A 24,173-nucleotide genomic window follows, 5' to 3' on the forward strand; every position below is an offset into this window, starting at 1 on the left:
TGCTGGGATTTTTAGAACTCCAGAATGAAGGTACTGCCTTTGTCCACCTCGCTGGTGACACTGAGGTTGCCGCCCATGGCTTTGGCTTGGGAATGCGCAATGTAGAGCCCCATGCCTTTGCTGTCTTTGTGGTGGTGGAACCGCTGGTACAGCCCGAAGATGCGCTCGCCGTAGCGTTTCAGGTCTATGCCTAAGCCGTTGTCTGAGAAGTACAGCTTCTCGCAGCCGTCGGCTTTCTCAGCCTTCACGTCTATGTGCAGGGGCCGATTAGGGGAGCGGTATTTCACAGCGTTGGTGAGCAGGTTCAGGAGGATGCTGTGCAGGTATCCGGCGTTGTAGTAGACCTCCGGCACTTGGGAGAAATCCGTGGTGAGTTGGATGTCCTTTTTGTCCAGGAGCCCGTCTACCGATATGACTACTTTTTCAAAAGCCTGGGCCAGGTTCACCTGCTCTTTGTTTGTATGCGGATTGTCTTTGATCACCAGCACTTCCAACAGGTCATCTATGATGGTATTTAACTGCACCGTAGACTCCTTAAATTTCTGGATGAGCACCTTGTTTCTGCCCTCGGGGATGGACTCAGTGTCTATGAGGTTGGCGATGCCGGTAAGGTTGGCCAGCGGTGCGCGCAGGTTATGCGAAGTTATGAAGGTGAACTGCTTCAGGTCGGCATTGTTCTGGGTGAGTTCCCCAATAAGCACCTCACGTTCCTGCTCGTAGTGCTTGCGGTTGGTGATGTCGCGCAGCATAGAAATCCAGTGCGTGAGCTGCTGCTTGCGGTTGAACATGGGAATGAGCAGCAGGTGACTCCAGAAAGTACTGCCATCTTTGCGGTAGCTTACTAGTTCCACCTCAGAGGACAAACCTGCCTGCGCCCGCGCAGTCAGGTTCTGCAAGACGGTAGCGTCGGTCTCGGGGCCGGTGAGAAAAGCAGGGTCTCTACCCAGCACTTCTTCCGGAGTGTACCCCGTCAGCTTAAAGAAGGCCTCGTTGTAAAAAATGGACTCCAGTTTCTGCGGTATCCCCAGCGTCACTTCACTGAGGATGATGGCGTCTTTGGCGTTGGTGATCACAGACTCTAGCAAACGGAGTTGCTGTTCCTCTGCTTTCTGCTGCGTAATGTCGGTGAGGAGCGCGAATACGTTCTCTACCTTCCCTTTCTCGTCCAGCAAAGGCTGTACCTGCAGTTTGATCCATCGCTTTTCGCGGTCTTTGGAGTACTGGATGATCTCGCACTGCAGGGGTTTCAACTCTTTTAGCTGGCTGTCAATGAACTCCAGGGTCTCTACATCTGTCTCGGGGCCGTTCATGAGCGTACCGGGAGTCTTCCTGAACATTTCCTCCTGGGTGTACCCCATCATGCGGGTAAAAGCGGCGTTCACCCACTGGATGGTGAGATCGGGGCTCATGATCAGTACCCCGTTGATGGTCTCGCGGGCCACTACAGAAAGTTTCCGCAGTTTCTCCTCGGTCTCTTTCTGCTCCGTCACATCCAGCATGGCGCCCACAATTCTTACCGAGCGGCCGTTCTCATCTCTTAGCACGGTGCCCTGGTCAATTACATACGCGTACTCGCCATTGGCTTTTTTGAAGCGATACTCTTCGCGCCAGAAGCCCTGGGTTGTACTGGCAATGGCGGCGTCTAAAGAACCGTTCACTCGTTCCAGGTCCTCGGGGTGTACCTGCGCTGCCCACACGTCCAGCTCAGGCCCAAACTCCTTCACCTTGAACCCAAACAGTTTCTCAAAGCCCGGTCCCCAGTTGATTCTGTAATTGATGATGTCAAAGTCCCAGATGGCGTCCTTGGTGGCCAGGGTGGCGTAGTAGTAGCGGTCATTGCTTTCCCGAAGCTCAATCTCTGAGAGTTTGTTTTCCAGGATCAACTGCAACAGGCTCCGGATGCTCTCCAGCGTCTCTTCCTCCTCCGGGGTGGGCGCTTTTACCTCCTGGTAATAGATGGCCATGGTGCCCAGTATCTTCTGGTTAGACCCAATCAAAGGAAAAGACCAGCAGGCCTCCAGCCCGTAGTTGAGCAGGGTGGGATAATAGTCTTTCCAGCGCGGATCGGTTTTCACGTCCATGGCGATCACTTTCTGGCCCAGGAAAGCAGCCGTACCGCAGGAGCCGGCATTCTCCCCAATCTGGATGCCTTTGATATCATGGCAGAAACTTTCTGGCAGGCTAGGCGCGGCAATGGGATAAAGCTTATCGCCCTTCAGGCGCATGCAGGAGCAGAACATGCCTTTGTGCATCTTCTCCACCTCTTTCAGGTAAAAAGACACGGTAGACTCAAGGGTGCTGCCAGGCAGGGCGTTTCTCTCCAGCACCTTCTTGCCCAGGCGCTCCAGTTCCATGGTCTTTTTGTAGGCGCTTACCTCTTTGAGGAGGCCAACGTTGATCTGCTCAGAGGCGGCTTGCCTGGCTTGGTTCTTCGCCTTCTCCAATTCCTGGCGCGTGGCCTCCAACTCCTGCTGTAGCAGCGCCAGCTGCTCTTGATGATTGGCTGGCTCCTGCAGGGAGCCTTGTATCTGGTTCATGGTTTCATCCTGGTTTGCGGCGGGCAGATCATCTTCATCCTTCCCCTCTTGCGTACCCTTCCGGACAAAGGCCGCACTCCCGTCTTGAGTTTCCTCCTGCATTGAAATTTCTTAAAATTAGGAACCACAAACCATTCGCGTCAGAACTTTCCTTTTGGTGCCGGCACCCGAGGATCCTTAGATGATTTGCTCTGTTATTATCTGGCTGAAAGCTGGGATTTGGATCCTAAAAAAAGACCTCCCAAGTGTCAACTTCCCCTAATCAAATAGCAGAATAAAGATAAGCCAATTCTTTGGACCAACTACAGGCAAGCCTTAATTAGATTTTCAAAAGACTGGTTTATAAAGAAAGAAGAGCACAGGCGCTTTGGCCCTGATTTCTGTGAAACAGCCTTAATACAAAAAGCCCCGCGGTAAGGGTTACCAGCGGGGCTTTCTAAGGAAGGCGTGAAGCCTTACAGGATCAGCATAACGTCTCCGTAGCTGAAGAACTTATATTTCTCTTTAATGGCTTGCTGGTAGGCTTCCATGATCAGGTCATACCCTCCAAAGGCGGCGGCCATCATCAACAGGGTAGATTCTGGCATGTGGAAGTTGGTGATGAGGCTGTTCGCGATCTTGAAGTCATACGGAGGGAACACGAATTTATCGGTCCAGCCTTCGTTGGGTTTCAGGCGGCTGTTCGCCGATACAGATGACTCCAGCGCGCGCATGGTGGTGGTTCCTACGGAGCACACACGTTTCTTCGCATCCAGGGCTTTGTTCACAATTTTGGCAGTCTCATCGGTCACGAAGAACTGCTCAGAGTCCATCTTGTGTTTGGTGAGATCCTCTACGTCTACCTGGCGAAAAGTACCCAGGCCTACGTGCAGGGTTACCGGAGCCACGTCCACGCCTTTCAGTTCCAGGCGTTTCAGTACTTCTCTGGTGAAGTGCAGGCCGGCGGTAGGCGCGGCTACGGCACCAGTCACCTCGGCATACACCGTCTGGTAACGCTCTTCGTCCTCGGGCTCTGGCTCGCGTTTGATGTATTTAGGCAGCGGAGTCTCGCCCAGGCTGTGCACCACTTTGTAGAACTCCTCGTCTGGTCCGTCATACAGGAACTTGATGGTACGGCCACGCGAAGTGGTGTTGTCAATTACCTCTGCTACCAGGTCACTGTCCCCGAAGTAGAGTTTGTTGCCTACCCGTATCTTCCGCGCCGGGTCTACCAGCACATCCCACAGGTGAATACGCTTGTCCAGTTCGCGCAGCAGAAACACCTCAATCTTGGCGCCGGTTTTCTCTTTGTTTCCGTACAAACGGGCCGGAAACACTTTGGTGTTGTTGGTCACCATCACATCACCGTCATCAAAATAACCAATGATGTCTTTGAAAACTTTATGCTCAATCTTGCCGCTGTCACGGTGGATTACCATCATTCTGGCTTCATCACGGTTTGGGGCCGGATGGGTGGCCATCAGGTCGTTGGGCAGGTCAAATTTAAACTCTGATAACTTCATTTTTAATATTACGGTATTAAAATATTTTGGAAAATAGAGGGCAAAGGTAGGCAGTTTGCGCTAATTTCTTTTACTTTCCGCCAAATTTAAGTAAGGGGATCCCTTAGAATCTGCCGAAAAGGCAAGCGGAGGGGTGTAAGAAAATAACCCTTTTCGCTACTAATAAGTTTGTTGCACCCATAACTATTTCTAGGACAGTCCTTTTCTCTTCTCATCTCTACCAATGTTATACTTACGGCTGGTTTATGAAAGTTTTCAGTTTGCGTGGCAGGCCCTCAGGTCTAACCTGCTGCGTACCATCCTTTCGTTGCTGGGCGTAACCATAGGCATCTTCGCCATCATCTCGGTGTTCACCATTGTAGACTCTTTGGAGCGCAGCATACGGGAGAGCATGAGCTTTGTGGGCGAGCGCATTGTCTACGTAGAGAAGTTCCCCTGGATCTTTAGCGACGACTCTGACATACCCTGGTGGAAATTCATGCAGCGCCCCTCTCCCAACACGCGCGAGTTCAGGTACATGCATGAGAACCTGGAGAACGCCGAGGCCGTGGCCTTGGTGGCCCGCCGGGGCGGTAACACCTTCAAGCACCGCAACAACAGCATGGGCGGCATTATGCTGCAAGGGGTGACGCTGGATTTCAACAAAGTGGCCGAGGTACCCATTGCCGAGGGCCGGTTTTTCACCCAACAGGAAATTGATGGTTCCCGCAACGTGATCATCATTGGCGACGAAGTGGCGCAAAGCCTTTTCCCCAACTCCTCTGCCTTGGGCGGAGACATCAGGATCAGCGGCCAGAAATTCACGGTTATCGGGGTCATGGAAAAACAAGGGGCCGGTCTTTTTGAGGGCATGCCCACCAATGACAAAAACTCCTACGCGCCCTTTGGGGCTTTCGGGAAACTGTTTGCCGGCGGGCCCAGGGGTGTACAGCCCACGCTCATGGTCAAAGGCCGGGTAGACGACCTCAAACTGCAGAACCTGGAGTACGAGATCAAGGGCAAGATGCGCACCATCCGGGGGCTCAAGCCTTACCAGGAAGACAACTTCGCCATTAACCGCTCAGAGATGATGGCCGACGCCATTGGCGAGATGTTCGCCATCATTGGCATTGCGGGCTGGGTCATAGGCGGGTTCTCCATCCTGGTGGGTGGTTTCGGGATCGCCAACATCATGTTCGTCTCGGTGAAGGAGCGCACCAACATCATCGGGATCCAGAAATCATTGGGCGCCAAAAACTTTTTCATCCTGTTCCAGTTCCTCTTTGAGTCTGTCTTCCTGAGCCTTATAGGCGGCGGGGTGGGCATCCTGCTGGTCTCGCTGGTAACCTTTATTCCCATGGGTTCGTTGGAGATTATCCTTACGCCCGGCAACATAATCCTGGGATTGGGCGTATCGGTCGTGATTGGCGTGCTCTCAGGCATTATTCCGGCGGTCATTGCTTCCCACCTGGACCCCGTTATCGCCATCAGGTCTAAATAGCAGATCCAGGCCACCTTTTACCCTGCTCCCGTTCCTTTTTATTTTAAGTTACCATGCCTGTTTTTGGCGCCTTTTGCGTAAAACAGGGCTAATACATGAATGCTATATGACGAAGTTGAGAAAAACAAGTAAGACCAAGCTGCAAGATGAAACCTCCAATGTGGGGAGCGGCACCACTATCATTCAGCCAGACGCAAATGTGAACAAGGTTGAATCATTGCAGGAGGCCAAGAAAATAGCCAAGAACGACGCTAACTTCACCAGCGAAGATGACAAGCGCATTAGAGAGGCCTTCACCGATAAGAACTGGAACGAGATCAAGATCGCCGACTCCTGGCAGATCTTCAAGGTGATGTCTGAGTTTGTGGAGGGCTTTGAGAAAATGGCCAAGATTGGCCCGTGCGTGTCTATCTTCGGCTCGGCCCGAACCAAGCCTGAGAACCCGTACTACATCATGGCCGAGGAGATTGCCGCCAAACTGGTGCGCCACGGCTACGGCGTGATCACCGGGGGTGGCCCCGGCATCATGGAGGCGGGCAACAAGGGCGCCCACTCCGAGGGCGGCCGCTCGGTGGGTCTCAACATCCAGTTGCCGTTTGAGCAGTTCAACAACATCTATATTGACCCAGACAAGCTCATCAACTTTGACTACTTCTTTGTGCGCAAAGTGATGTTTGTGAAATACGCGCAGGGCTTCATTGGCATGCCGGGCGGTTTCGGGACGCTGGACGAGCTGTTTGAGGCCATCACGTTGATCCAGACGAAGAAAATTGGCAAGTTCCCCATTGTTTTGGTGGGCAAGAAATACTGGCAGGGCATGTTTGACTGGATCAAAGACGTGATGCTGACCCAGGAAAGCAACATCAGCCCCGAGGACCTGGACCTGGTGCACCTGGTAGACAACGCCACCGATGCCGTGAAGGTCATTGATGATTTCTACAGCAAATATTTACTGTCTCCAAACTTCTAAGAAGAAGATATTCCCAGGCCGATTTTGGCCCGTTTTTCACAAAAGAGCCCCGAAACACTTCGGGGCTCTTTTGTTTTGGCGCCTCACGCAATACACTAACTTTGCTCTCCTTGAGTTAAAGAGAAAGAACGCTTACTCCCCCACCGCCGTGACCGACTCCACCAAAAGACAGAAACAGGCCCGCGTCCTCCGCGATTTCCGGAAAGTGCACCGGCTTACGGGCGCGTTGCTGTTCGTCTTTTTCTTTGTCATTTCCATCACTGGGCTTTTGCTGGGCTGGAAGAAACACACCGGCGGCATGATTCTGGCCAAAACCTATACCGGCACCTCCACCAACCTCAAAGACTGGCTGCCCGTGGATAGCCTCACCGCCAACGCCTTCCAAGCCATTAAAGACTCATTGGGCCAAGACGTTTCGCTCACCCTGGACCGCATTGACATGCGCCCCGATAAAGGCACCGTCAAATTCCTGTTCGTGGAAAAATACCTGGGCGTACAACTGGATGCCACCACCGGAAAACTCCTGCACCTGGAAACCCGCCGCGCCGATTTCATTGAGAACCTCCATGACGGCACCATTCTGGACCGCTGGTTTGGGGTAGACAACGGCGTGCTGAAAGTCATGTACAGTACCATCATGGGCGTGGCCTTGCTTATCTTCACCATCACCGGCTTTTGGCTTTGGTATGGTCCCAAGCGGATGAAACAAGATAAACCTGCGGTGGCCTCCAAACCCAATGGCCCACGCCCAGCCAGACCTGTTCGGTCTGTATAAACCTGTGTAGCCTCTTTGTCCGTCGCAATGCCCCGTTCCACCCAGCACATCCCGCACTTTGACTTCCTCCGGAACAAATATGGCCCGGAGTTGCTGCTGGATGTGGGCCGCATGGAAAGCCTGAAGAACTTTGTGCTGGACAACACGCCCCACACCCTCTCCTTCTATGACGTGCTGTTTCTGCAGGAAGGCAGCGGCACCTTCAGTCTGGACCAGGTGGTGCATACGCTGGAACCCGGCAAAATCATTTTCACCTCTCCGGGGCAGGTACGCCGCTGGCGAGTAGAGCAACCGGTGCGCGGGTACACGCTTTTCTTTGAGGAAGGCTTTATCTCGTCTTTCTTCAATGACCCGCTGTTTCTGCACCGCTTTCAGTTTTTTCACAATCCTACCCGCCCCAATGCAGTGATGACCTCAGGAGAGGAATTCAGAAGGTTTATCCAGCAGGTGGAAGCCATGGAACAGGAATTTAAACACCTGCAGAACGACAGTCCGCACATGATCAGGGCGCTGTTGTACCAGATGCTCATGCACCTGAACCGCCTGTTCGCCCAACAGCACCAGACAGATGCTGATACTGAGGGGAACGCCTCCATTTACTCGTTCCGGAAACTGCTGGAAACTCATTTCCGGGAACGGCACCAGGTACAGGAGTATGCCGATCTGCTGCACATCACCCCAGCCCACCTAAACGAGATTACCCAACGCTACTTTGGCACCTCCGCCTCCTCTTTGATCAAAGGAAGGCTCTTACTGGAAGCCAAGCGGGAACTTCTGTACACCCCCAAGACCGTGTCAGAGATAGCTTATCACCTTCACTTTTCAGATACCGCCAACTTTAACCGCTTCTTCCGGTCCAGTTGCGGGCTTACTCCCAAAGACTATAGAGAGCAGGCGTTGGTAAAATGACCATAAACGCCTGTAAACTGACCTGTTCCCTTTTTGCCTTCTCTAGCACCTTTGTATCAGTCACAGGGGCAAACCGCTCCGCTGAATTTAACCTAAAACACAGGAGACAAAAAGATGAAAAACGTACTTTTAGGACTGGCGCTCTCTTCGCTAACGGCCAATGTTCCCGTTGAACAAACACAAGAATCACAAGCAAATGATTGGCATCTTCCGGCAGGCAAAAGCAGCCACGTGCACTACCTGGGTCAGGAAAGCTTGTACCTCAGCAAAGGCGTGGCGCTTTACGGAAAGGAGAAATACCACGAGGGCATCATTGAAGTAGACATCACGGATGATGACGCACAAGGAGAAGCCGGCATCGTCTTCCAACACACCTCAGATGGTGCTTACAGGGGAATCACGTTTAAATCAAGTGTACTTCAATCGCTTGCACCTGCTTGTCCGGCATTGACGGCAACAGAGCAGAACACACCCAACTGTACCCCAAAGGCTTCTAAACCCGCTTCCTGGACGCACTTGAAGATTATCCTCCAAGACAACAAAGCCCGGGTCTTCCTGAACGGTGCCTCTGAGCCAGTTTCTGAGATAATGTTAAAGGCCACCAAAAAGCCCATCATAGGGAGAATAGGATTGATCGCCTCCGGCGGAGCCTATTTCAGCAACTTCAGATACTCTCCTTTATCCTCCACGAGCGTAGTAGCCAAAGCAGCGGTGGGTGACTAACATCGCTGCGGCTCCTGAGAGAACCGAAGACTTCTGTATCTTTGGTTTCTGTCTAACGCTGCTGCCATGTCTTTCCTTGACCAAATCACCGAGCCTACTCTCCTGCTGAACGAGCAGATTGCCCGCACCAACCTCCACCGCATGGCCGAGAAAGCCAAACGGCAGAACGTGAAGCTGCGGCCGCATTTCAAAACGCACCAAAGCTGGCAGGTAGGCGAATGGTTTAAGGAAGCAGGCATCTCCGCCATCACTGTTTCCTCGGTGAAGATGGCGCAGTACTTCGCCCGGCATGGCTGGCAGGACATCACCATCGCCTTCCCGCTGAACCGCCGGCAATTGCCCCAGATAGCAGAACTGGCGCAGCAGATTACCTTGAACCTGACCGTCACCTCCGCCGATGACGTGGCCTTTCTGCGCGAGCATTTGTCTACGCCTGTCAACATTTGGATTAAAGCAGACACCGGCTATGGCCGCACCGGCATCAAGACTGAAGATACCGCCGTTTTAGACGCTGTTTTACAAGAACTGGCCCAAACCAAGCAACACACGTTTCTAGGTTTTCTGGCGCACGCCGGTCACAGCTACAAAGCCCGAAACCATAAAAGCATTGCCGCTATCCACCAGGATACGCTTACAAAGATGCGCGGCTTAAAAGAGCGGTATGTTGGGACGTGGCCTCAGCTGCAACTCTCCATCGGGGATACGCCTAGTTGCAGCATCATGGAAGATTTCAGCGGCATGGACGAGATCCGCCCGGGCAACTTCGTCTTCTATGACCTCATGCAAAACCTCATCAGTTCCTGCCGCTTGGAAGACATTGCCGTAGCCATGGCCTGCCCGGTGGTAGCCCTGCACCCAGACCGCAACGAAGTCATTCTCTACGGCGGCTCCGTGCACTTCTCCAAGGACGCTTTGCCGCAGGCGGATGGTGGCGTCATCTTCGGGTTAGTAGTGCCGTTGACGGAGAATGGTTGGGAAGCGCCACTTCCAGCCACAACATTAATTTCCTTGTCCCAGGAACACGGCATTGTGCGCACCACGCCGGAACTGTTCTCTCAATTTAAGATTGGTGGCTTGGTCGGCGTACTGCCGGTGCACTCCTGCTTGACAGCAGACGTAGCAAAAAGCTACCTAACGTTGAACGGCGAGCGGCTGGAGCATTTGAGTGGGGTAGTTGTCTGAAGCAGGATTTTCATAATTAACAGATTTCTGGAATTGCTTCTTTAGATTGCGCAGGAACTTGTAATATACATTCTGCAAATTGTCATGAAACTTATATGTTGAAGCAAGGAATGGTAACAAGTATGGCAAGGATGGCTGTTTATAACATTCTGTTATTTATAGTTATTATGGTTTTATACGGCATCACCGTTTTCTTACTCGGTTATGGCTCCGCTAGCAACCATACAACCAAAGCATGGATAGTATTCTGCGGTTATGTCATGATTCATCAATGCATAAACTTTTTGTTTTTAAATAGATACAGAGATAAACAAGTCAAAGTATTTACCGGCCTATTTGTTATTAGTTTATACTTAATGATTGTTTTGCAGTATCAGATGTAAGTAGTGTTTTTAACCTTACATTAAATCCCTCGTCGGCTGGCGCAAGGTTGCAGCTCGTGTCCGCACGCATTCCATCCATAATGAATTTTACTTAAGAACGCGTAAGCACGAGCGGGACGCTCGCGCCAGCAACACATCATTTTTGACCTACTTTATGGAAAAGGATTTAAAACGCATCTGCCTTATAGTTAATAGCCAAATTCCTGTCTGATGCAGATACGTTACTTGATACTTAGATTTTACAATCTCTTAATCCTGAGTATCCTCTTTGGGGTGTTTGGTTGTGAGTTTTCTGAAAGGAAGAAAGCATCTCCTAGTATTCAATCCATTACTTTCATAGACATCGACTGGGCTGATTCAGCAACTGATACCAATGAGAATTTCGGGGCTCGCAGGCTAGTTCATTTTAACTTTACAAATGATAGAGTATCCATCTACAGAAAGGATTTTGCTTTTTCTTATGACTATAAAAGTGACTCAAATTCAACACCTAATTTCGACCGTTTCCACAAAGACACGATAATCTCAGATCCCAGTATAGATACAGTTCTATACAAGTTTGTTAAATGGGCATCATCGATTGATTTTCAGAAGTACTATAAGGAACAAGCTGATATAAGGGCAAAAGCAGAACCCTGTCTTTGTAATTACAATTCTTACTTTATTAAAATCAAAACAGACTCAGCAGAGAAGGTCATTGCTCTAAGCAGTAGTTTAGAGAGTAGTTCATTCGAAAAAGCCAGAAAATTACTCTTTAGCCTTACGGAGTTAAACAAACTAAGCCCGACTACAAAGAGAATAAATGAAGACAGTCTACTTGGCCCTATTTTAACCCAAAATACATTTATCTCTCTTTTCCTCCCTCCTCCGCCACCGCCTGATTTGCCTCCTCCTCCATATCCAACTAAATAACCTCCCGTTTTCATCCCTCTTTCCCCAAAAGTAGCCCCTAAACACTCCACCAAAAACTCCTCTCTCTCAATAAACTATTCCCTTCCAAATTCGGTTAAGAAGAGATGGATTGCCCGGTGCCATTGTAGCGCGGGAATGCCTACCTTTGCTCTTTAAACCGAAACCGATCGGATGACGCCAAAAGAATCAACCGCTACCCCCGTAGCCAAAAAAAATACTTCCTCTACCGTAGATGTGCCTTTCATTGAAGTGTACGGCGCGCGGGAGCACAACCTCAAGAACATCTCGCTCAAGATACCGCGCAATGAGTTGGTGGTTTTCACGGGCATCAGCGGCAGCGGGAAATCCTCGCTCGCGTTTGACACCATCTACGCCGAGGGGCAGCGCCGCTACATGGAAACGTTCTCGGCCTACGCCCGCTCCTTCTTGGGCGGACTGGAACGCCCGAACGTAGACAAGATTGAGGGACTTTCGCCGGTGATTTCCATTGAGCAGAAAACCACTTCGCGCAACCCGCGCTCTACGGTGGGCACCATCACTGAGATTTACGACTTTCTGCGTTTACTCTACGCCCGTACCGCCGAGGCCTTCAGTTACGTGACCGGCGAGAAGATGATGAAGCAGTCGGATGACCAGATTGTGCAGCACATCCTGGAGCATTTCAGCGGCAAGCGCACCATCATTCTGGCCCCGGTGGTAAAAGGCCGGAAAGGCCATTACCGCGAATTGTTTGAGCAGATTAGGAAGATGGGCTTCTTGCGTGCCCGCATTGATGGCGAGTTGGTGGAACTGACGCCCAAGATGCAGGTAGACCGCTACAAAATCCACGACATCGAAATTGTGATTGACAAGCTGGTGCCCTCAGCCGAGGACCGTTACCGGTTATCTACCTCTATCCAGAACGCATTGCAGCACGGCAAAGGCACGGCGCTGGCCATGGACGCAGACACTAACGAGACGCAGTTCTACTCCCGCCACTTGATGGACCCTGCCACCGGCATCGCCTATGATGACCCAGCGCCTAATACGTTCTCGTTCAACTCGCCGTACGGGGCTTGCCCGGTGTGTAACGGCTTGGGCGAGATTGAGGAACTGACAGAGGAATCCATCGTGCCGGACAAAACCGTGAGCATCAGCCGCGGCGGGATTGCTCCCTTGGGCGAGTACCGCGACATCTGGATTTTCTCCCAGATCACCGCCTTACTCAAACGCCACAAAACCGCGCTCACTGTTCCTATCCAGGATATTCCGGCAGAGGCCTGGAACCATTTACTGCACGGTTTTGAGGAAGAAGACCCGAAAGGCAAGAAAGAGCCGTTCGTGTTTGAGGGCGTGCTCAACTTCCTGAAGAAACAACTGGAGTCTGACTCGGAGAACGTGCGCAACTGGGTGCAGGAATACACGCAGCAGAGCACCTGCCCCGAGTGCAACGGCTACCGCCTGAAAAAAGAATCGCTGCACTTCAAACTGGACAACAAGCACATCGGCGAACTGTCTGAAATGGACATCGCGGAGCTGGCGGGTTGGGTAGCTAATTTGGAGGAACGCCTGAATGAACGCCAGAACCTGATTGCCCGCGAACTGCTGAAAGAGATCCGCAAGCGGATTGGCTTCTTGGTAGACGTGGGATTGGAGTACCTGCACCTACACCGCTCCGTGCGGACTTTATCCGGCGGGGAGAGCCAGCGGATTCGTTTGGCTACGCAGATTGGCACGCAGTTGGTGGGCGTGTTGTACATCATGGACGAACCCAGCATCGGGTTGCACCAGCGTGACAACGAGAAGCTGATTAAAGCCCTGCAGGATCTACGTGACTTAGGAAACTCGGTGGTAGTAGTGGAGCACGACAAAGATATGATTCTGGCCGCCGATTACGTAGTGGACATCGGTCCGGGCGCGGGAGTACATGGGGGCCAGATTGTGACAGCGGGCACGCCTAAAGAGATGATGGAAAGTAAAACCACCACCTCTGATTACCTGAGCTACAGAAGAGGAATTCCGGTACGCAAGCAGAAACGCGATGGAAATGGCAAAAGCCTAATCCTGCGCGGCGCCACCGGCCACAACCTGAAAGACGTGACGCTGGAGTTGCCGTTGGGCAAATTGATCTGCGTGACGGGTGTATCAGGTAGTGGAAAATCGTCACTCATTCATGACACGCTCTACCCGATTCTGAACAAATACTTCTTCAACGCCAAGCGCGAGCCGCTGCCGTTCAAAGCCATTGAAGGCTTGGAGCACATTGACAAGGTGATTGAAGTGGACCAAAGCCCCATCGGGCGGACGCCTCGTTCTAACCCGGCTACGTATACGGGCGTGTTCACTGAGATCCGGAGTCTGTTTGCGTCTATGCCTGAGGCGAAGATCAGAGGTTACGCGGCTGGTCGGTTCTCGTTCAACGTGAAAGGCGGTCGGTGCGAGACCTGCGAGGGCGCGGGAATGCGGACCATCGAGATGAACTTCATGCCCGATGTGTACGTGCCCTGCGAGACCTGCAAAGGCAAACGTTATAACCGCGAGACGCTGGAAGTTCGCTTCAAAGGAAAATCCATCACCGATGTGCTGGACATGACCGTGGAAGCCGCCGTGGAGTTCTTTGAGCACCAACCGCGTATCCTGCGCAAGATCCAGACCTTAAACCAGGTGGGCCTCGGCTACATTACCCTGGGCCAGCAGGCTACTACCTTGTCTGGTGGAGAGGCGCAGCGCGTGAAACTGGCCACGGAGCTTTCCAAAAAAGACACTGGCCGCACGCTCTACATCCTGGATGAGCCTACCACGGGTCTGCACTTCCAAGACATCCAGCACTTGTCAGACGTGTTGAACAAACTGGTAGACAAAGGCAACTCGGTGCTGATCATTGAGCACAACATGGACCTGATCAAAGTCGCGGACCACGTGGTGGACATCGGGGCGGAAGGCGGTGCCAAGGGCGGCATGATTGTGGCCCAGGGAACGCCGGAGCACGTGGCAGAGATGAATTTAGGCTATACCGCCCGCTTCCTGAAAGACGAACTGAGCACCAGCCACTACATAGATGCGCCGGTATTCGTGGCAGATGAGCCAGAGCCAGAAGATGAGGCACCGGTGGAAGAAGTGAAAGAAAAGAAAACCCGGGGCCGCAAGAAGAAAGAAACCACGGAGGCTGATGCTACGGCACCCGCTGCCGTGCAGGAGAAGAAAAAGCCCGGCCGCAAAAAGAAAACCGAATAACGTTTAGGGGCTGATTTGAGGAAATCGGCTCAGAAATACAAAACAGAAAAGCCTTGCTCCAAGAGCAAGGCTTTTCTGTTTTAAAGGTCATTTCCGCAAAAGGACGCTAAAACAGCGCCACCCGAAAATTACTTCTTAGTGGGCAGCTTCTTCTGAATGGGCCGCTGAGTCTGGCTGGGCTACGGCAGCGCTGTCCGTTTTCACGGGAGCAGCCACGGTGTGGGCCTCTTCTTTTACTGGCGCAGAGGCAGTTACCTCTTCGGTAGTGGTGCCAGAACCCAAATCAATAGGATCTGTGGAAGAGGTATAGGTAGAACAAGCAGAACCGGCCAGCAAAGCACAAGCCGCAAAGAAAGGCATGATAGATTTCATCGTTTTCAGAAAGTTTGGCGCAAAGGTACTCAATTGGGGCTTTGAAAAACAACTGGCATTTCCCCTTACGGATTGGCGCTCTCACCTTCCTCCCCCCGATGCTGGTTTTGGGCCTCCTTTCCCTAAAACAGCCCTGAAACAGTGAGCCCGGCTACCTTATGGAGATAGTCGGGCTCACTGTTTCAGGGTGCTTGCCTTTTACTCAGCGCCGGCTTTTTTGGCAGTGCCACTGGCAGCGGCTCCGCTGGCGGTAGCTCCGTCAGGCGATCCGCCCCGGCCTACTTTTTCAAATACCGGCTGAGCCAATTTGCGGTGTTCGCGCAGAACGGGCAGGGTCTTGGCCGCGAAGGCTTTCAGGTCTGGGTCTTTGCCGTTTGCGGCTTCCTGTTCAAACAACTTGATGTCTTTGTCATGGTCTTCCACCATGTGCTGCATGTACATCCGGTCAAACTCGTCGTTGCCCTGCTGCGAGAGCATGTCCAGGTGCTGCTTGTGCTCAGGCATTAGCGTGGGCGGCAGGGTAATTCCTTTTTTGGCCGCCAAGGCCTTGAGCTCGGTATTTGCCTTGGTGTGGTCGGTGATCATGCGCTGCCCGAATTGCTTTACGCTGGGGTCTTGTCCTCTGGTGGTAGCCAGTTTTCCTGCCTGCACCTCCATTAAACCTCCGCTGGCGGCGGTCATCAGGAAGAGTTGGTCCTGGTCTTGGTTTGCGGCCATGCTGTCTGAGCTCACGCCCGTGGCCGGATTGTCAAGGGTGGCATCGTTATGGGCTTCGGCCAGGCCGGTGCTGCCGGGGTGGGTGCCCACTTGTTCGTTTGACAGGCCGTAGCCGGTACCAAAGTTATCTGGGTCTGTGCTGGCTGTATAGGTATTGCAGGCAGCGCCAGTTAACAGAATGGCGGCCGCAAAAAGGGGCATGGTGTGTTTCATAGTTTTAGAATGATCGCGTAGAACTGTTTTTAAGAATGGTTTTTATACGCAGGGCTCTGCCGGTGGTTGATTTTCTTTGCCGCAACTATTATTCAGGAACTTAAGACCTAAGGATTATAGGCCAGCGGTTCTCTGCTGTGGGCCGGGAAATACCACCTGATTAATCAGGCCTGACATGAAAGTGCCTGCGTTTTGGAGGCGTTTTGTAGAAACAACCTTTAAACGCAGGCACTTGAAAAATGAGAAGTAGGGTAAACGCAGACTTAGTCTACGCGGTCTTCCAGTTTGGTAGCCATCCCTTGGTGAGATTTAAGCATAGGCAGTGTCTTGGCGGCAAGTGCCTTCACGGTTGGGGTTTCTGCGTTGGTGCTTTTCATTGTGAACATAGCGATGTCCATTTTATGGGCAGCTTCCATGGCATCCATATAATCTTCTTCAAACCCTTTGCCGGTTTTTCCTTTCAGCTTGTCCAGCATGGTTTGGTGTACGGGCATCAGGGTTTTAGGCAGGGTGATTTTCATTTGCGAGGCCAAGGTCATTTGCTCTTGGCTGGCTTTGGTGTGGTGGTCTACCATCATCTGGGCAAATCTCTTTACCTCAGGATCAGTGGCAGTCTGAACGGCCAATTTACCGGCCTGGATCTCAAACATGTTACTGCTGGCAGCCGTCATCATGAACATGGCGTCTGTCATGTTGGTCATATCCATGGTGGCCCCGGCGGTTCCGGTAGCGCCTGCGCCTGCGGCTGTTCCCCCGGTAGTTCCGCCAGTAGTGCCTCCAGTTGTACCAGTGGTGCCACTAGTGGTAGACCCACCGGTGGTGCCCGTAGTACCGGAGGTAGTTCCGGTAGTGCCCGAAGTGGTACCGGTGGTGCCTGTGGTTCCGGTGGTAGTACCAGTGGTGGTACCCGTTGTAGTGGTTCCGGCGGTGGTGGTGCCTGCGGAGCCAGACATGGTTCCTGACCCTGACATAGAACCGGCTGTACCCGCGCTACCGGCTGTTCCGGAGGCGCTTGATGTTCCGGTGGCGGAAGCAGTATCTGTAGTGGTATTTGTGCTGGAACATGCGGTGCCCGCAAGCATAGCCCCGGCCATCAGCATTGACATGACTTTTCTCATAGCTCTTTATTTTTGTTCAAATTCGTTCAGCCCTGTATACGTTCTCAAAATGAGGCAGTTAGAGCGTCAACACTGGAACAAATACTGAATTTCAAGAAAACCATGGCTATTTATACGGGTTAGTTGGCCTCTTACCGTTGGTTGGAGGAATCTGCGGCCAGCGTATCTGAGGCGATGGCGTGGGTAGAGGCCGCCCCACCCATGCCGCCGCTGCCAGCGCTACTGGTGGCTGCGGTAGGGCTTTCCGCTGATCCCTCGGCGTTGACATCTGTGTCTGTGGTGGGTTGTGTCCCTTTCTGGTCGCTGCTGCAGCCCGAAGCCAAAAGAAGGAACAGGGCCAAGGCGCCGTAAGAACTATTTCGGATTATCGTCTTTTTCATATATAGCTAGCTAATCTGTTTTGAAGGTCTTTTGAGGAAAACAGGCTTGAAACCGATGCTTTCCCCTTTACAACAGAAAAGCCTGCGGTGGGCAGGCTTTTCTGTTGTAAAGGGGAAAATTTATTTCAAGATTTTCTTTTCCAGCTCATCGGCTTCGTGCTCATGCACCCGCAACATGGGCAGGGTTCTGATGGCGAAGGCTTTCACGGTGGTAGTGGGGGCCGCATTACTGACCACGTCAAACAGCGCGATGTCGCTCTCGTGCGCATCCTCAATCTTGTCTATGTATTTCCGGTCAAACTCAGAACCGGTCAGTTTAGACAGCTCGTCTACCAGTTTCTGGTGCTCAGGCAACAGCGCGGTGGGAAGTGTGAAGTTCATGCCCGAGGCGATGCTGGTGAGTTCCTGGCTTCCTTTGGTGTGGTGGTCTACCAGGGTCTGGGCAAAACGCTTGATCTCTGAATTGGCACTGCGCTCCAACGCCAGTTTCCCCAGTTGTACTTCCATCATGTTGCTGCTGGCTGCCTCAGTAAGGAAAGTGGCTTCTGTGATGTCACGGGTACCGTAGCGCATGGTGCCGGTGCCCGCTACGTTGCTGGTGGTGCCCGGGGCGACATAGGCATCTGCCGTGGTACGGGTAGTACCGGCCGCCGAGTTGGACGAGGTCACCGTTGCTTCGTAGGCATCTGTGGTGGGCACTGAGTTAGACGTGTTGGCATCTACCCTGCTGCAACCCCAGCCTGCCATCAAGGCAAGTGCCGTTACGCCGTAAAATATCTTTTTCATAGTTTCTTCTGTTTCATTGAGCCGCCCAAGGCAAAACTGCTTGGGCAACAACTACTCCCGCAGGCTTGCGGACCGCTATTTAGGCTCCAGTTCATCTTCCAGCTGCTCTACCTGCGAGAGGTGCGCGCGCATGGTGGGGAGGCTTTTCCCGGCAAAGGCTTTCAGTTCCATATCGGTGCCTTCCTCAGACATTTCCTCCAGCCTTTCAATGGATTCTTTGTGGTCTTTTACCAGCGCCTCTAAGTAGGCTTTGTCAAAAGCGGCCCCTGAATTGCTCATCAGGTCGTTGAAGGATTTCTGATGGTCATCTCCCAAGCTGGAGGGCACCATGAGGTTCTTGAGGTCTGCGATCTGTTTTAGCTGGGCGTTGGCCTGGGTGTGGTGGTCCATCATCAACTGCCCCAGTTGCCGCACCCGCGGATCGGCGGCTTTGCTACTGGCCAGCCGGCCCAGTTCCACCTCATACAGGTTACCGCTGGTCACCTCGGCCACAAACCAGCCGCTTTTCTCATCTTTGCCCGTACTTTCCAGCAAATCCTCATTGTGTTTTCCCGCCGCATCTACCGAAGTAGCCTCAGACGAGGAGCCGCCACAACCAGAGACAGAGGAAACACAAGCCGCGAACAGCAGGTAAAGCAGAGCGTTTTTCATAGTTAGATCTTGTACTGATGGCAAACGGAAAATTTCCGTACAGTCTTTTTACGGAGTATGCTTCACAGGGTTGACATTGTACTCTACCAATTCTAAACTGGCTCTTTCTCTTTGCCGCTGGTTTGTCGCCTATCAGAAGTTGTGCTTAAAGAAGAGCCCAGCGGTACCATCCTCTCCCAGCCAGAAGGCCGCGAAAGGTATTAAAACCAGAAGGGCGTTTGGGGGCTGCTTTTCTAAAAGCAGCCCCCAAACGCCCTTCTGCCAAAGAGAACGCTACTTAATACCGACTACAGACTGACGCCTTTGCGTTTTCCGGCCTGCCGAATGGCATCCCGTACAGCCTCTTCGTACTCTTCCGGTACCGAATCCAACTCAATCTGCCCGGTCTGGCCAGAGGTTAACCGGTACAGCAATTTATCTGACTGTACCCGCAGCAAGCTGATGGTATTCCAGGGCAGCGTGATGGCCGCCTGGGTTAAGGAAAGCTTCAGTTCCAGGTGCTCCTCGGTTACCTGCACATAGCTGGTACCGTTGGCTTTGCGCCGGCGCCAGGCCACTATCAGGTAAGAGATGGCCAAGGCCACTTGCAGCAAGGGCAGGAAATAAACGCCAATTGCCACCTCGTCCTCAGCAGTGTAGTGCCGGTACACGCCCAGCCCACCCAATAGAAAGAACACCACCGCCATGAACAGGTACAGCTTAGAGAGCGCAGACCCGTTGTGGTTAGAGGGTGAAAGGTTCAAGAAGTAAGATTCCATAAAATAAAGCTATTTAGAAGATTTGCTTTTCCGGTCCCGCAGCACAATGATGATCTTGATCACCACAAACATCATGAACCCCACAAAAGCCGCCAAGGTCACAAAGATATTAGGGTCTTCCAGGCGCCACATCAAGATGAGGAACGAGACGGTGAGCATGAAATTCAGCAACAAAGCAGATGGACGAAAAGCCATGGGTCAAAGCAAGAAGTAAGAGGGTAAAGATACAAAGATGCACCCAGTACTCAAGTCTTTACCTGTTTATGCGCTACTTTAATGAAACTGTCCCTAAAACAGAATAGTGCCTTTTCCAAGCGAAAAAGAAGCGTTCCGAAGCGTTTATTTATCGGCCAGGGTCCAGCGTTCAAAGTCACCGAAATAGGCGCTTCCCCAGAAGGCGTACCGGGGCAGAATGGCCGTTTTCAGCCGCCGCTTGAAGTCAGCGAAATCCTTCTGCTTGGGATCGGTCCAGAGTACTTCGCTCAGGGCGGTCATGCGCGGGAACACCATGTACTCTACCTTGGCCGGACTGCCCATGTACTCGGTCCAGACATTGCCTTGCGCTCCCAGGATGTACTTCTGCAGTCTCAGTTGCTGCAACTCGGCCGGAACGGGGTTGTACTGGTAAACTGCCTCCAACGGATTGTATCCATGGATGGCCAGACTGTCCTGCGGATTTTTAGACTGGTAATTGTCAAAGTACAGCGGGTTGCCGGGCGTCATGATCACCGGGTGGTGCCTTTTGGCTGCCGCGATGCCCTCCGCGGCCCCGCCCCAGTTCATGACGACCGCCGTGGTGTCTAGCTCCCCTTCCAGGATCTCGTGCCAGCCCACCACTTTCTTGTTCTTTTTGGCCAGATAACCCGATACCTGCTTTATGAAATAGGTCTGCAGCTCTTTCTCGTCTTTGAGCCCGTTGGCCTTCATGAACGCCTGCGTGCTAGAACTGGCTTTCCACCAGATCTTGCTGCACTCATCGCCGCCAATGTGAATATAGGGTGACGGGAAAAGGTCTGCCACCTCCTGGAACATGGTCTCCAGAAACTTGAAGGTCTCCGGGTTGGGCGCCAGCACGTTGTTCTGCCGGTTGTACATGCCCCAGGTATTGGCTACCTGCCACGCTGAGTCTGGTTTGGTGCTGAATTCTGGATAAGCGGCAATAATCGCGCGGCTGTGCCCGGGAATATCAATCTCCGGTATCACGTTGATGCCCCGCACCGCCGCATAGGCAATAATTTCCCGCACCTGGTCCTGGGTGTAGAAGCCGCCGTAACGCGTAGAGTCATAGCGGACGGGTACATCCTTAAAGTGCCCGATGAGGGTAGAGTTGCGCCAGGAGCCTATCTGGGTGAGTTTAGGGTAACTTTTGATCTCCAGGCGCCAGCCCTGGTCATCGGTGAGGTGCCAGTGAAAGTTGTTGAATTTATGGAACGCCAGGTAGTCCAGGTACTTCTTGAGGAAATCAACGGGAAAGATATGGCGGCTCACATCCAGGTGCATGCCGCGGTAAGCGAAGCGCGGATAATCCTTGATCTCCACCGTCGGGAAGGCTACCTGCTTGGCTTTCTGCAGCGGCAGTAACTGCAAAAACGTCTGGATGCCGTGCACCATTCCGGCCACGTCCCTGGCCTTTATCCTGATCACCGGCCCACCCGATTCCAGCCAGTACATCTCGGGCCGGTTGGCCTCTATGGTGTCATGCAGGAGTTGGATTTTGGTGTGCCTGCCCGGTTTGGCATCTGGGGTAGAGATGGCAAGACCCAGGTCACACTGGTCCAGCAGAAGCGCCTGCAGGTACTCGGCCTGGGCTTTGTAGGGAGCATCTGCGAGAATGACGGTATGCCGGTCTATGGTCACGGGCCTTTCGCCGGTGGCGTTGAAGGAAACGGGCCGGGGCACGATGTTATTGGCCAGCGGCGCCTGTCCCTGGCATTGGAAAGACACCACGGCAAACAAGCCCAGCAAACAAGACAGCCAGCGTTTCTTCATTAGTTGGTGACGGATTAACGTTGTTTTTACTTTCCAGCAGCACAGCCAAACAGATGATTAAAAATAAGGTTTATTTCCACACGGCCTAAAAACAGATCGGCCTTTCTCTGGAGAACCAAAGAAAGGCCGATCTGTCCGCTGCGGAGACGCTTATGACTGCGGCTTCACGGCCGGAAGTGCCTTGCGCGGCAACTTGTCTTTGCGGGTAGCTGACTGGTACACGAAGGAAGCCACAATCACGGAGGCTTGCTTCAGGTCCTCGGCCTGGAGGCGGTCATAGGTATCCATGTTGGTATGGTGGGTACGGGTGTTGTACTCCAGACCGTCCTGGATGAACTGGAAGCCCGGCAAGCCCAACCCATCGAAGGAAAGGTGGTCGGTGCCGCCGGTGTTGCGGTTGGTCACGGTGGTGGCGCCCAGGTCATGGAACGGTTTCAGCCACTCGGTGAACAAAGGGGCTACGGCCTCGTTGCCCTGGGTGTAAATGCCCCTGATTTTACCCGAGCCGTTGTCCAGGTTGTAGTAAGCGGCAATCTTGGCGTGCTCCGGCAACAGCTTCATGGTAGCCGGGTCACCCAGGTGCTTTTTGGCATATCCCCGGGAGCCGTGCAAGCCTTGCTCCTCCCCGCCCCACAGGGCGATGCGGATGGTGCGCTTAGGCTGCAGGTTCAAGGCTTTGATAATGCGTACGGCTTCCATCATCACGGCCACGCCGGCGGCGTTATCCGTAGCGCCGGTGGCGGCGTGCCAGGAGTCAATGTGGCCGCCCAGCATCACAATCTCAGACTTCAGTTTCTTGTCGGTACCCGGAATCTCCGCGATCACGTTATAACCTTGTTGGTCATCCGTCAAGAAACGGGTTTTGCTTTCCAGCTCCACTTCCACGGGAATACCGGCGGCCAGCAGGCGGCTCATGCGGGCCAGGTCTTCCTGAGCCATTTCAAACTCAGGCAACACAGGCTTGGCATCCATGGCGTACGAGGCGCCGTTGCTGGTGAAGTACGTACCGTGCGAGCCGCTGCGGCCGCTGAACATGGCCACGGCACCTTCCTGTAGGAACATCTCACTCATTTTGGCTACCAGCGCCCGGCGGGCCTGCATGGCGGCTCTTTGCTCATCGGTCATGGGCGTACGGCCGGCGGTAGGCTGCACAGGCTCGGCCATTTTCTGCAGCTGCTCATCGGTGTAGCGGCTGGCATCGGCAGTGAAGGTGGTTTTGATAGGATTGGTCACCTCCATCATCACTACTTTGCCTTTCAGCTTACCGGCGTATTGGGCCAAGTCTTCTTCTTTGGTGGCTTTCACCAGCATCACCTGCGCTTTTACCGGTCCGTTGGTGCTGGGCGTCCAGGCCTTTGGCGACCCAATCATGGGTTGGTAGTATGGCTTGGTGAGGGCCAGATAGGATTTCTCCACATCCCAGCCTTTCCCAAACGTGCCCCAAGGCTCAATCACGGCGTTCTTCAGGCCCCAGGAAGTCAGTTTGTCTTTGGTCCACTGGTTGGCTTTGGCCAGGCCGGTAGAACCAGAAAGTCGCGGTCCGTTCACATCGGTGAGGTAGAAGGCGATGTCCATCACCTGGGAGTTTTTGAGTCCCTCCTGGCGGATTTTCTCCACCACGGTGGCATCCAGCGGCTCTACCTGTTGGGCAAAAGCGGGCATCGCCAGAAAAGCGGCGCCCAGGAATAGTTGTAAGGCTTTGTTCATTAGAAAGGGGTTTGTAGAGAGGTTTGTGGGTCTGCGGGTAAATATAGAAAAGGGCAGATGATTAAACCAACCTCACAGGATAAAAACCTATTCCTGAACAGAATAGACCTTCCACCAGGTGCTGCCAGGCTTTACCGGCCGGTGGTATTCAGGTAGGAGTTTTCCAGTTTGAATTGCCCGTTTTTGGTGATGCGGTAGGCCTCCAGACAAGACCAGCGGCTGAAGACTTTATCGGCACGGAAATACCTTTTCACCAGCACCAGGTTCTTAGACAGCAACACAATGGGATACGAATAGGCATAATAAGAGGCAGGAGCTAAGCCTAATTCCTGCAACACCATGATGTTCTGCGGAAAATCCTCTGCGGTCCAATCGGTCCGTTTCTGCTGCCTGATTCGGTTTTTGATCAACTCAAACTCCGGTTTGGTCAGGCGGAAGTCTATCTTGAGTTGGGGCCCGGCGCCGTGCAGTCCTTGGCGAGCCGCTACGCGGCTAGCATCAGAGATGTTGACTTTGGCCCACAGGGAGTCATTGACATACACCTCAGACAGGTTCCAGGGCAGCATGTTTTTGTCTACCCGGTTGTGCCTGCCGTTCTGCCCGGCCAGGTACCGCATGAAACGCTTGGTCACCTGGGTTTCCGTTTTACCGGCCTGCGCCAATCCCTCAGAAGAAATGGACAATAGGAAGCAGAGGAAAGCGAAAAGGGCGAAAGACTTGAGACGCATGAGCTGGGAAAAAAACAATTCTTCTACAATATCCGGAAAACCCGGGGTATTCACAACCAAGCCCTTTCTACAGAGATGCCGGGTTCGGCTCTTCTCGGAGGCATGGGTTAAAAATGCAGTCGCGTTTTGGGACTACTTTAAAGAAACCAGGCGAAAAGCGTGCCACTT

21 protein-coding genes are annotated in these 24,173 nt (G+C 52.9%); 8 read left to right on the forward strand and 13 right to left on the reverse strand.

Annotated elements, in window-relative coordinates; all coding sequences use genetic code 11:
- Window positions 1-11 precede the first annotated feature (11 nt).
- Window positions 12-2,639 (reverse strand): PAS domain S-box protein, encoded by a 2,628-nt coding sequence (locus FOA19_RS05360; RefSeq protein ID WP_149089732.1) that lies wholly within the window; start codon window positions 2,637-2,639, stop codon window positions 12-14.
- Between the two features lie 353 nt (window positions 2,640-2,992).
- A complete protein-coding gene (gene queA / locus FOA19_RS05365; RefSeq protein WP_149089733.1) occupies window positions 2,993-4,039 on the reverse strand; it encodes a tRNA preQ1(34) S-adenosylmethionine ribosyltransferase-isomerase QueA in 1,047 nt (348 codons plus the stop codon).
- 223 nt (window positions 4,040-4,262) lie between these two features.
- On the opposite strand from queA, the gene FOA19_RS05370 reads away from it, so the two are divergent.
- From FOA19_RS05370 to uvrA, 8 genes are all read left to right on the forward strand, one after another.
- Window positions 4,263-5,519 (forward strand): ABC transporter permease, encoded by a 1,257-nt coding sequence (locus tag FOA19_RS05370; protein ID WP_149089734.1) that lies wholly within the window; start codon window positions 4,263-4,265, stop codon window positions 5,517-5,519.
- A 106-nt stretch (window positions 5,520-5,625) separates the two neighbouring features.
- A complete protein-coding gene (locus FOA19_RS05375; protein WP_149089735.1) occupies window positions 5,626-6,489 on the forward strand; it encodes an LOG family protein in 864 nt (287 codons plus the stop codon).
- Window positions 6,490-6,637: 148 nt separating this feature from the next.
- On the forward strand, window positions 6,638-7,264 hold the full coding sequence (locus FOA19_RS05380) for a PepSY-associated TM helix domain-containing protein (RefSeq protein WP_149089736.1): 627 nt from the start codon (window positions 6,638-6,640) through the stop codon (window positions 7,262-7,264).
- 27 nt (window positions 7,265-7,291) lie between these two features.
- On the forward strand, window positions 7,292-8,173 hold the full coding sequence (locus tag FOA19_RS05385) for a helix-turn-helix domain-containing protein (protein WP_149089737.1): 882 nt from the start codon (window positions 7,292-7,294) through the stop codon (window positions 8,171-8,173).
- A 114-nt stretch (window positions 8,174-8,287) separates the two neighbouring features.
- Complete coding sequence (locus tag FOA19_RS05390; protein ID WP_149089738.1) at window positions 8,288-8,896, forward strand: hypothetical protein; 609 nt, start codon at window positions 8,288-8,290, stop codon at window positions 8,894-8,896.
- Window positions 8,897-8,962: 66 nt separating this feature from the next.
- Window positions 8,963-10,078 carry an alanine racemase gene (locus tag FOA19_RS05395; protein WP_149089739.1) on the forward strand — a complete coding sequence of 372 codons (1,116 nt, stop codon included), beginning with the start codon at window positions 8,963-8,965 and terminating at the stop codon, window positions 10,076-10,078.
- Between the two features lie 593 nt (window positions 10,079-10,671).
- Window positions 10,672-11,373, forward strand: a complete 702-nt coding sequence (locus FOA19_RS05400; RefSeq protein WP_149089740.1) for a hypothetical protein — start codon at window positions 10,672-10,674, stop codon at window positions 11,371-11,373.
- Between the two features lie 171 nt (window positions 11,374-11,544).
- Window positions 11,545-14,586, forward strand: coding sequence for an excinuclease ABC subunit UvrA (gene uvrA, locus FOA19_RS05405; RefSeq protein WP_149089741.1), 3,042 nt, complete (start codon window positions 11,545-11,547; stop codon window positions 14,584-14,586).
- Between the two features lie 135 nt (window positions 14,587-14,721).
- Here the strand turns inward: uvrA and FOA19_RS05410 are convergent, their stop codons facing one another.
- The 11 genes from FOA19_RS05410 to FOA19_RS05460 all read right to left on the reverse strand — a co-directional run bounded on the left by FOA19_RS05410 (window position 14,722) and on the right by FOA19_RS05460 (window position 24,005).
- The gene (locus FOA19_RS05410; protein WP_149089742.1) at window positions 14,722-14,958 is read right to left on the reverse strand and encodes a hypothetical protein; all 237 of its coding nucleotides are present in this window, start codon (window positions 14,956-14,958) and stop codon (window positions 14,722-14,724) included.
- A 198-nt stretch (window positions 14,959-15,156) separates the two neighbouring features.
- Window positions 15,157-15,888, reverse strand: a complete 732-nt coding sequence (locus tag FOA19_RS05415) for a DUF4142 domain-containing protein (RefSeq protein ID WP_149089743.1) — start codon at window positions 15,886-15,888, stop codon at window positions 15,157-15,159.
- Window positions 15,889-16,151: 263 nt separating this feature from the next.
- Window positions 16,152-17,006 (reverse strand): DUF4142 domain-containing protein, encoded by an 855-nt coding sequence (locus FOA19_RS05420; RefSeq protein WP_149089744.1) that lies wholly within the window; start codon window positions 17,004-17,006, stop codon window positions 16,152-16,154.
- A gap of 131 nt (window positions 17,007-17,137) precedes the next feature.
- Window positions 17,138-17,386, reverse strand: coding sequence for a hypothetical protein (locus tag FOA19_RS05425; protein ID WP_149089745.1), 249 nt, complete (start codon window positions 17,384-17,386; stop codon window positions 17,138-17,140).
- A gap of 120 nt (window positions 17,387-17,506) precedes the next feature.
- Window positions 17,507-18,172, reverse strand: coding sequence for a DUF4142 domain-containing protein (locus FOA19_RS05430; protein ID WP_149089746.1), 666 nt, complete (start codon window positions 18,170-18,172; stop codon window positions 17,507-17,509).
- 75 nt (window positions 18,173-18,247) lie between these two features.
- Complete coding sequence (locus tag FOA19_RS05435; RefSeq protein WP_149089747.1) at window positions 18,248-18,823, reverse strand: DUF4142 domain-containing protein; 576 nt, start codon at window positions 18,821-18,823, stop codon at window positions 18,248-18,250.
- 287 nt (window positions 18,824-19,110) lie between these two features.
- The gene (locus tag FOA19_RS05440) at window positions 19,111-19,581 is read right to left on the reverse strand and encodes a hypothetical protein (protein WP_149089748.1); all 471 of its coding nucleotides are present in this window, start codon (window positions 19,579-19,581) and stop codon (window positions 19,111-19,113) included.
- 9 nt (window positions 19,582-19,590) lie between these two features.
- Window positions 19,591-19,776 carry a hypothetical protein gene (locus FOA19_RS05445; RefSeq protein WP_149089749.1) on the reverse strand — a complete coding sequence of 62 codons (186 nt, stop codon included), beginning with the start codon at window positions 19,774-19,776 and terminating at the stop codon, window positions 19,591-19,593.
- 144 nt (window positions 19,777-19,920) lie between these two features.
- Complete coding sequence (locus tag FOA19_RS05450; protein ID WP_149089750.1) at window positions 19,921-21,570, reverse strand: beta-N-acetylhexosaminidase; 1,650 nt, start codon at window positions 21,568-21,570, stop codon at window positions 19,921-19,923.
- A gap of 150 nt (window positions 21,571-21,720) precedes the next feature.
- The gene (locus FOA19_RS05455) at window positions 21,721-23,277 is read right to left on the reverse strand and encodes a M28 family metallopeptidase (protein WP_149089751.1); all 1,557 of its coding nucleotides are present in this window, start codon (window positions 23,275-23,277) and stop codon (window positions 21,721-21,723) included.
- Window positions 23,278-23,408: 131 nt separating this feature from the next.
- Entirely contained in the window at window positions 23,409-24,005 is a 597-nt protein-coding gene (locus FOA19_RS05460) for a hypothetical protein (RefSeq protein ID WP_149089752.1), read from the reverse strand.
- Between the last annotated feature and the right edge of the window lie 168 nt (window positions 24,006-24,173).

It is taken from the genome of Rufibacter hautae (assembly GCF_008271695.1).
Taxonomy (GTDB): Bacteria; Bacteroidota; Bacteroidia; order Cytophagales; family Hymenobacteraceae; genus Nibribacter; species Nibribacter hautae.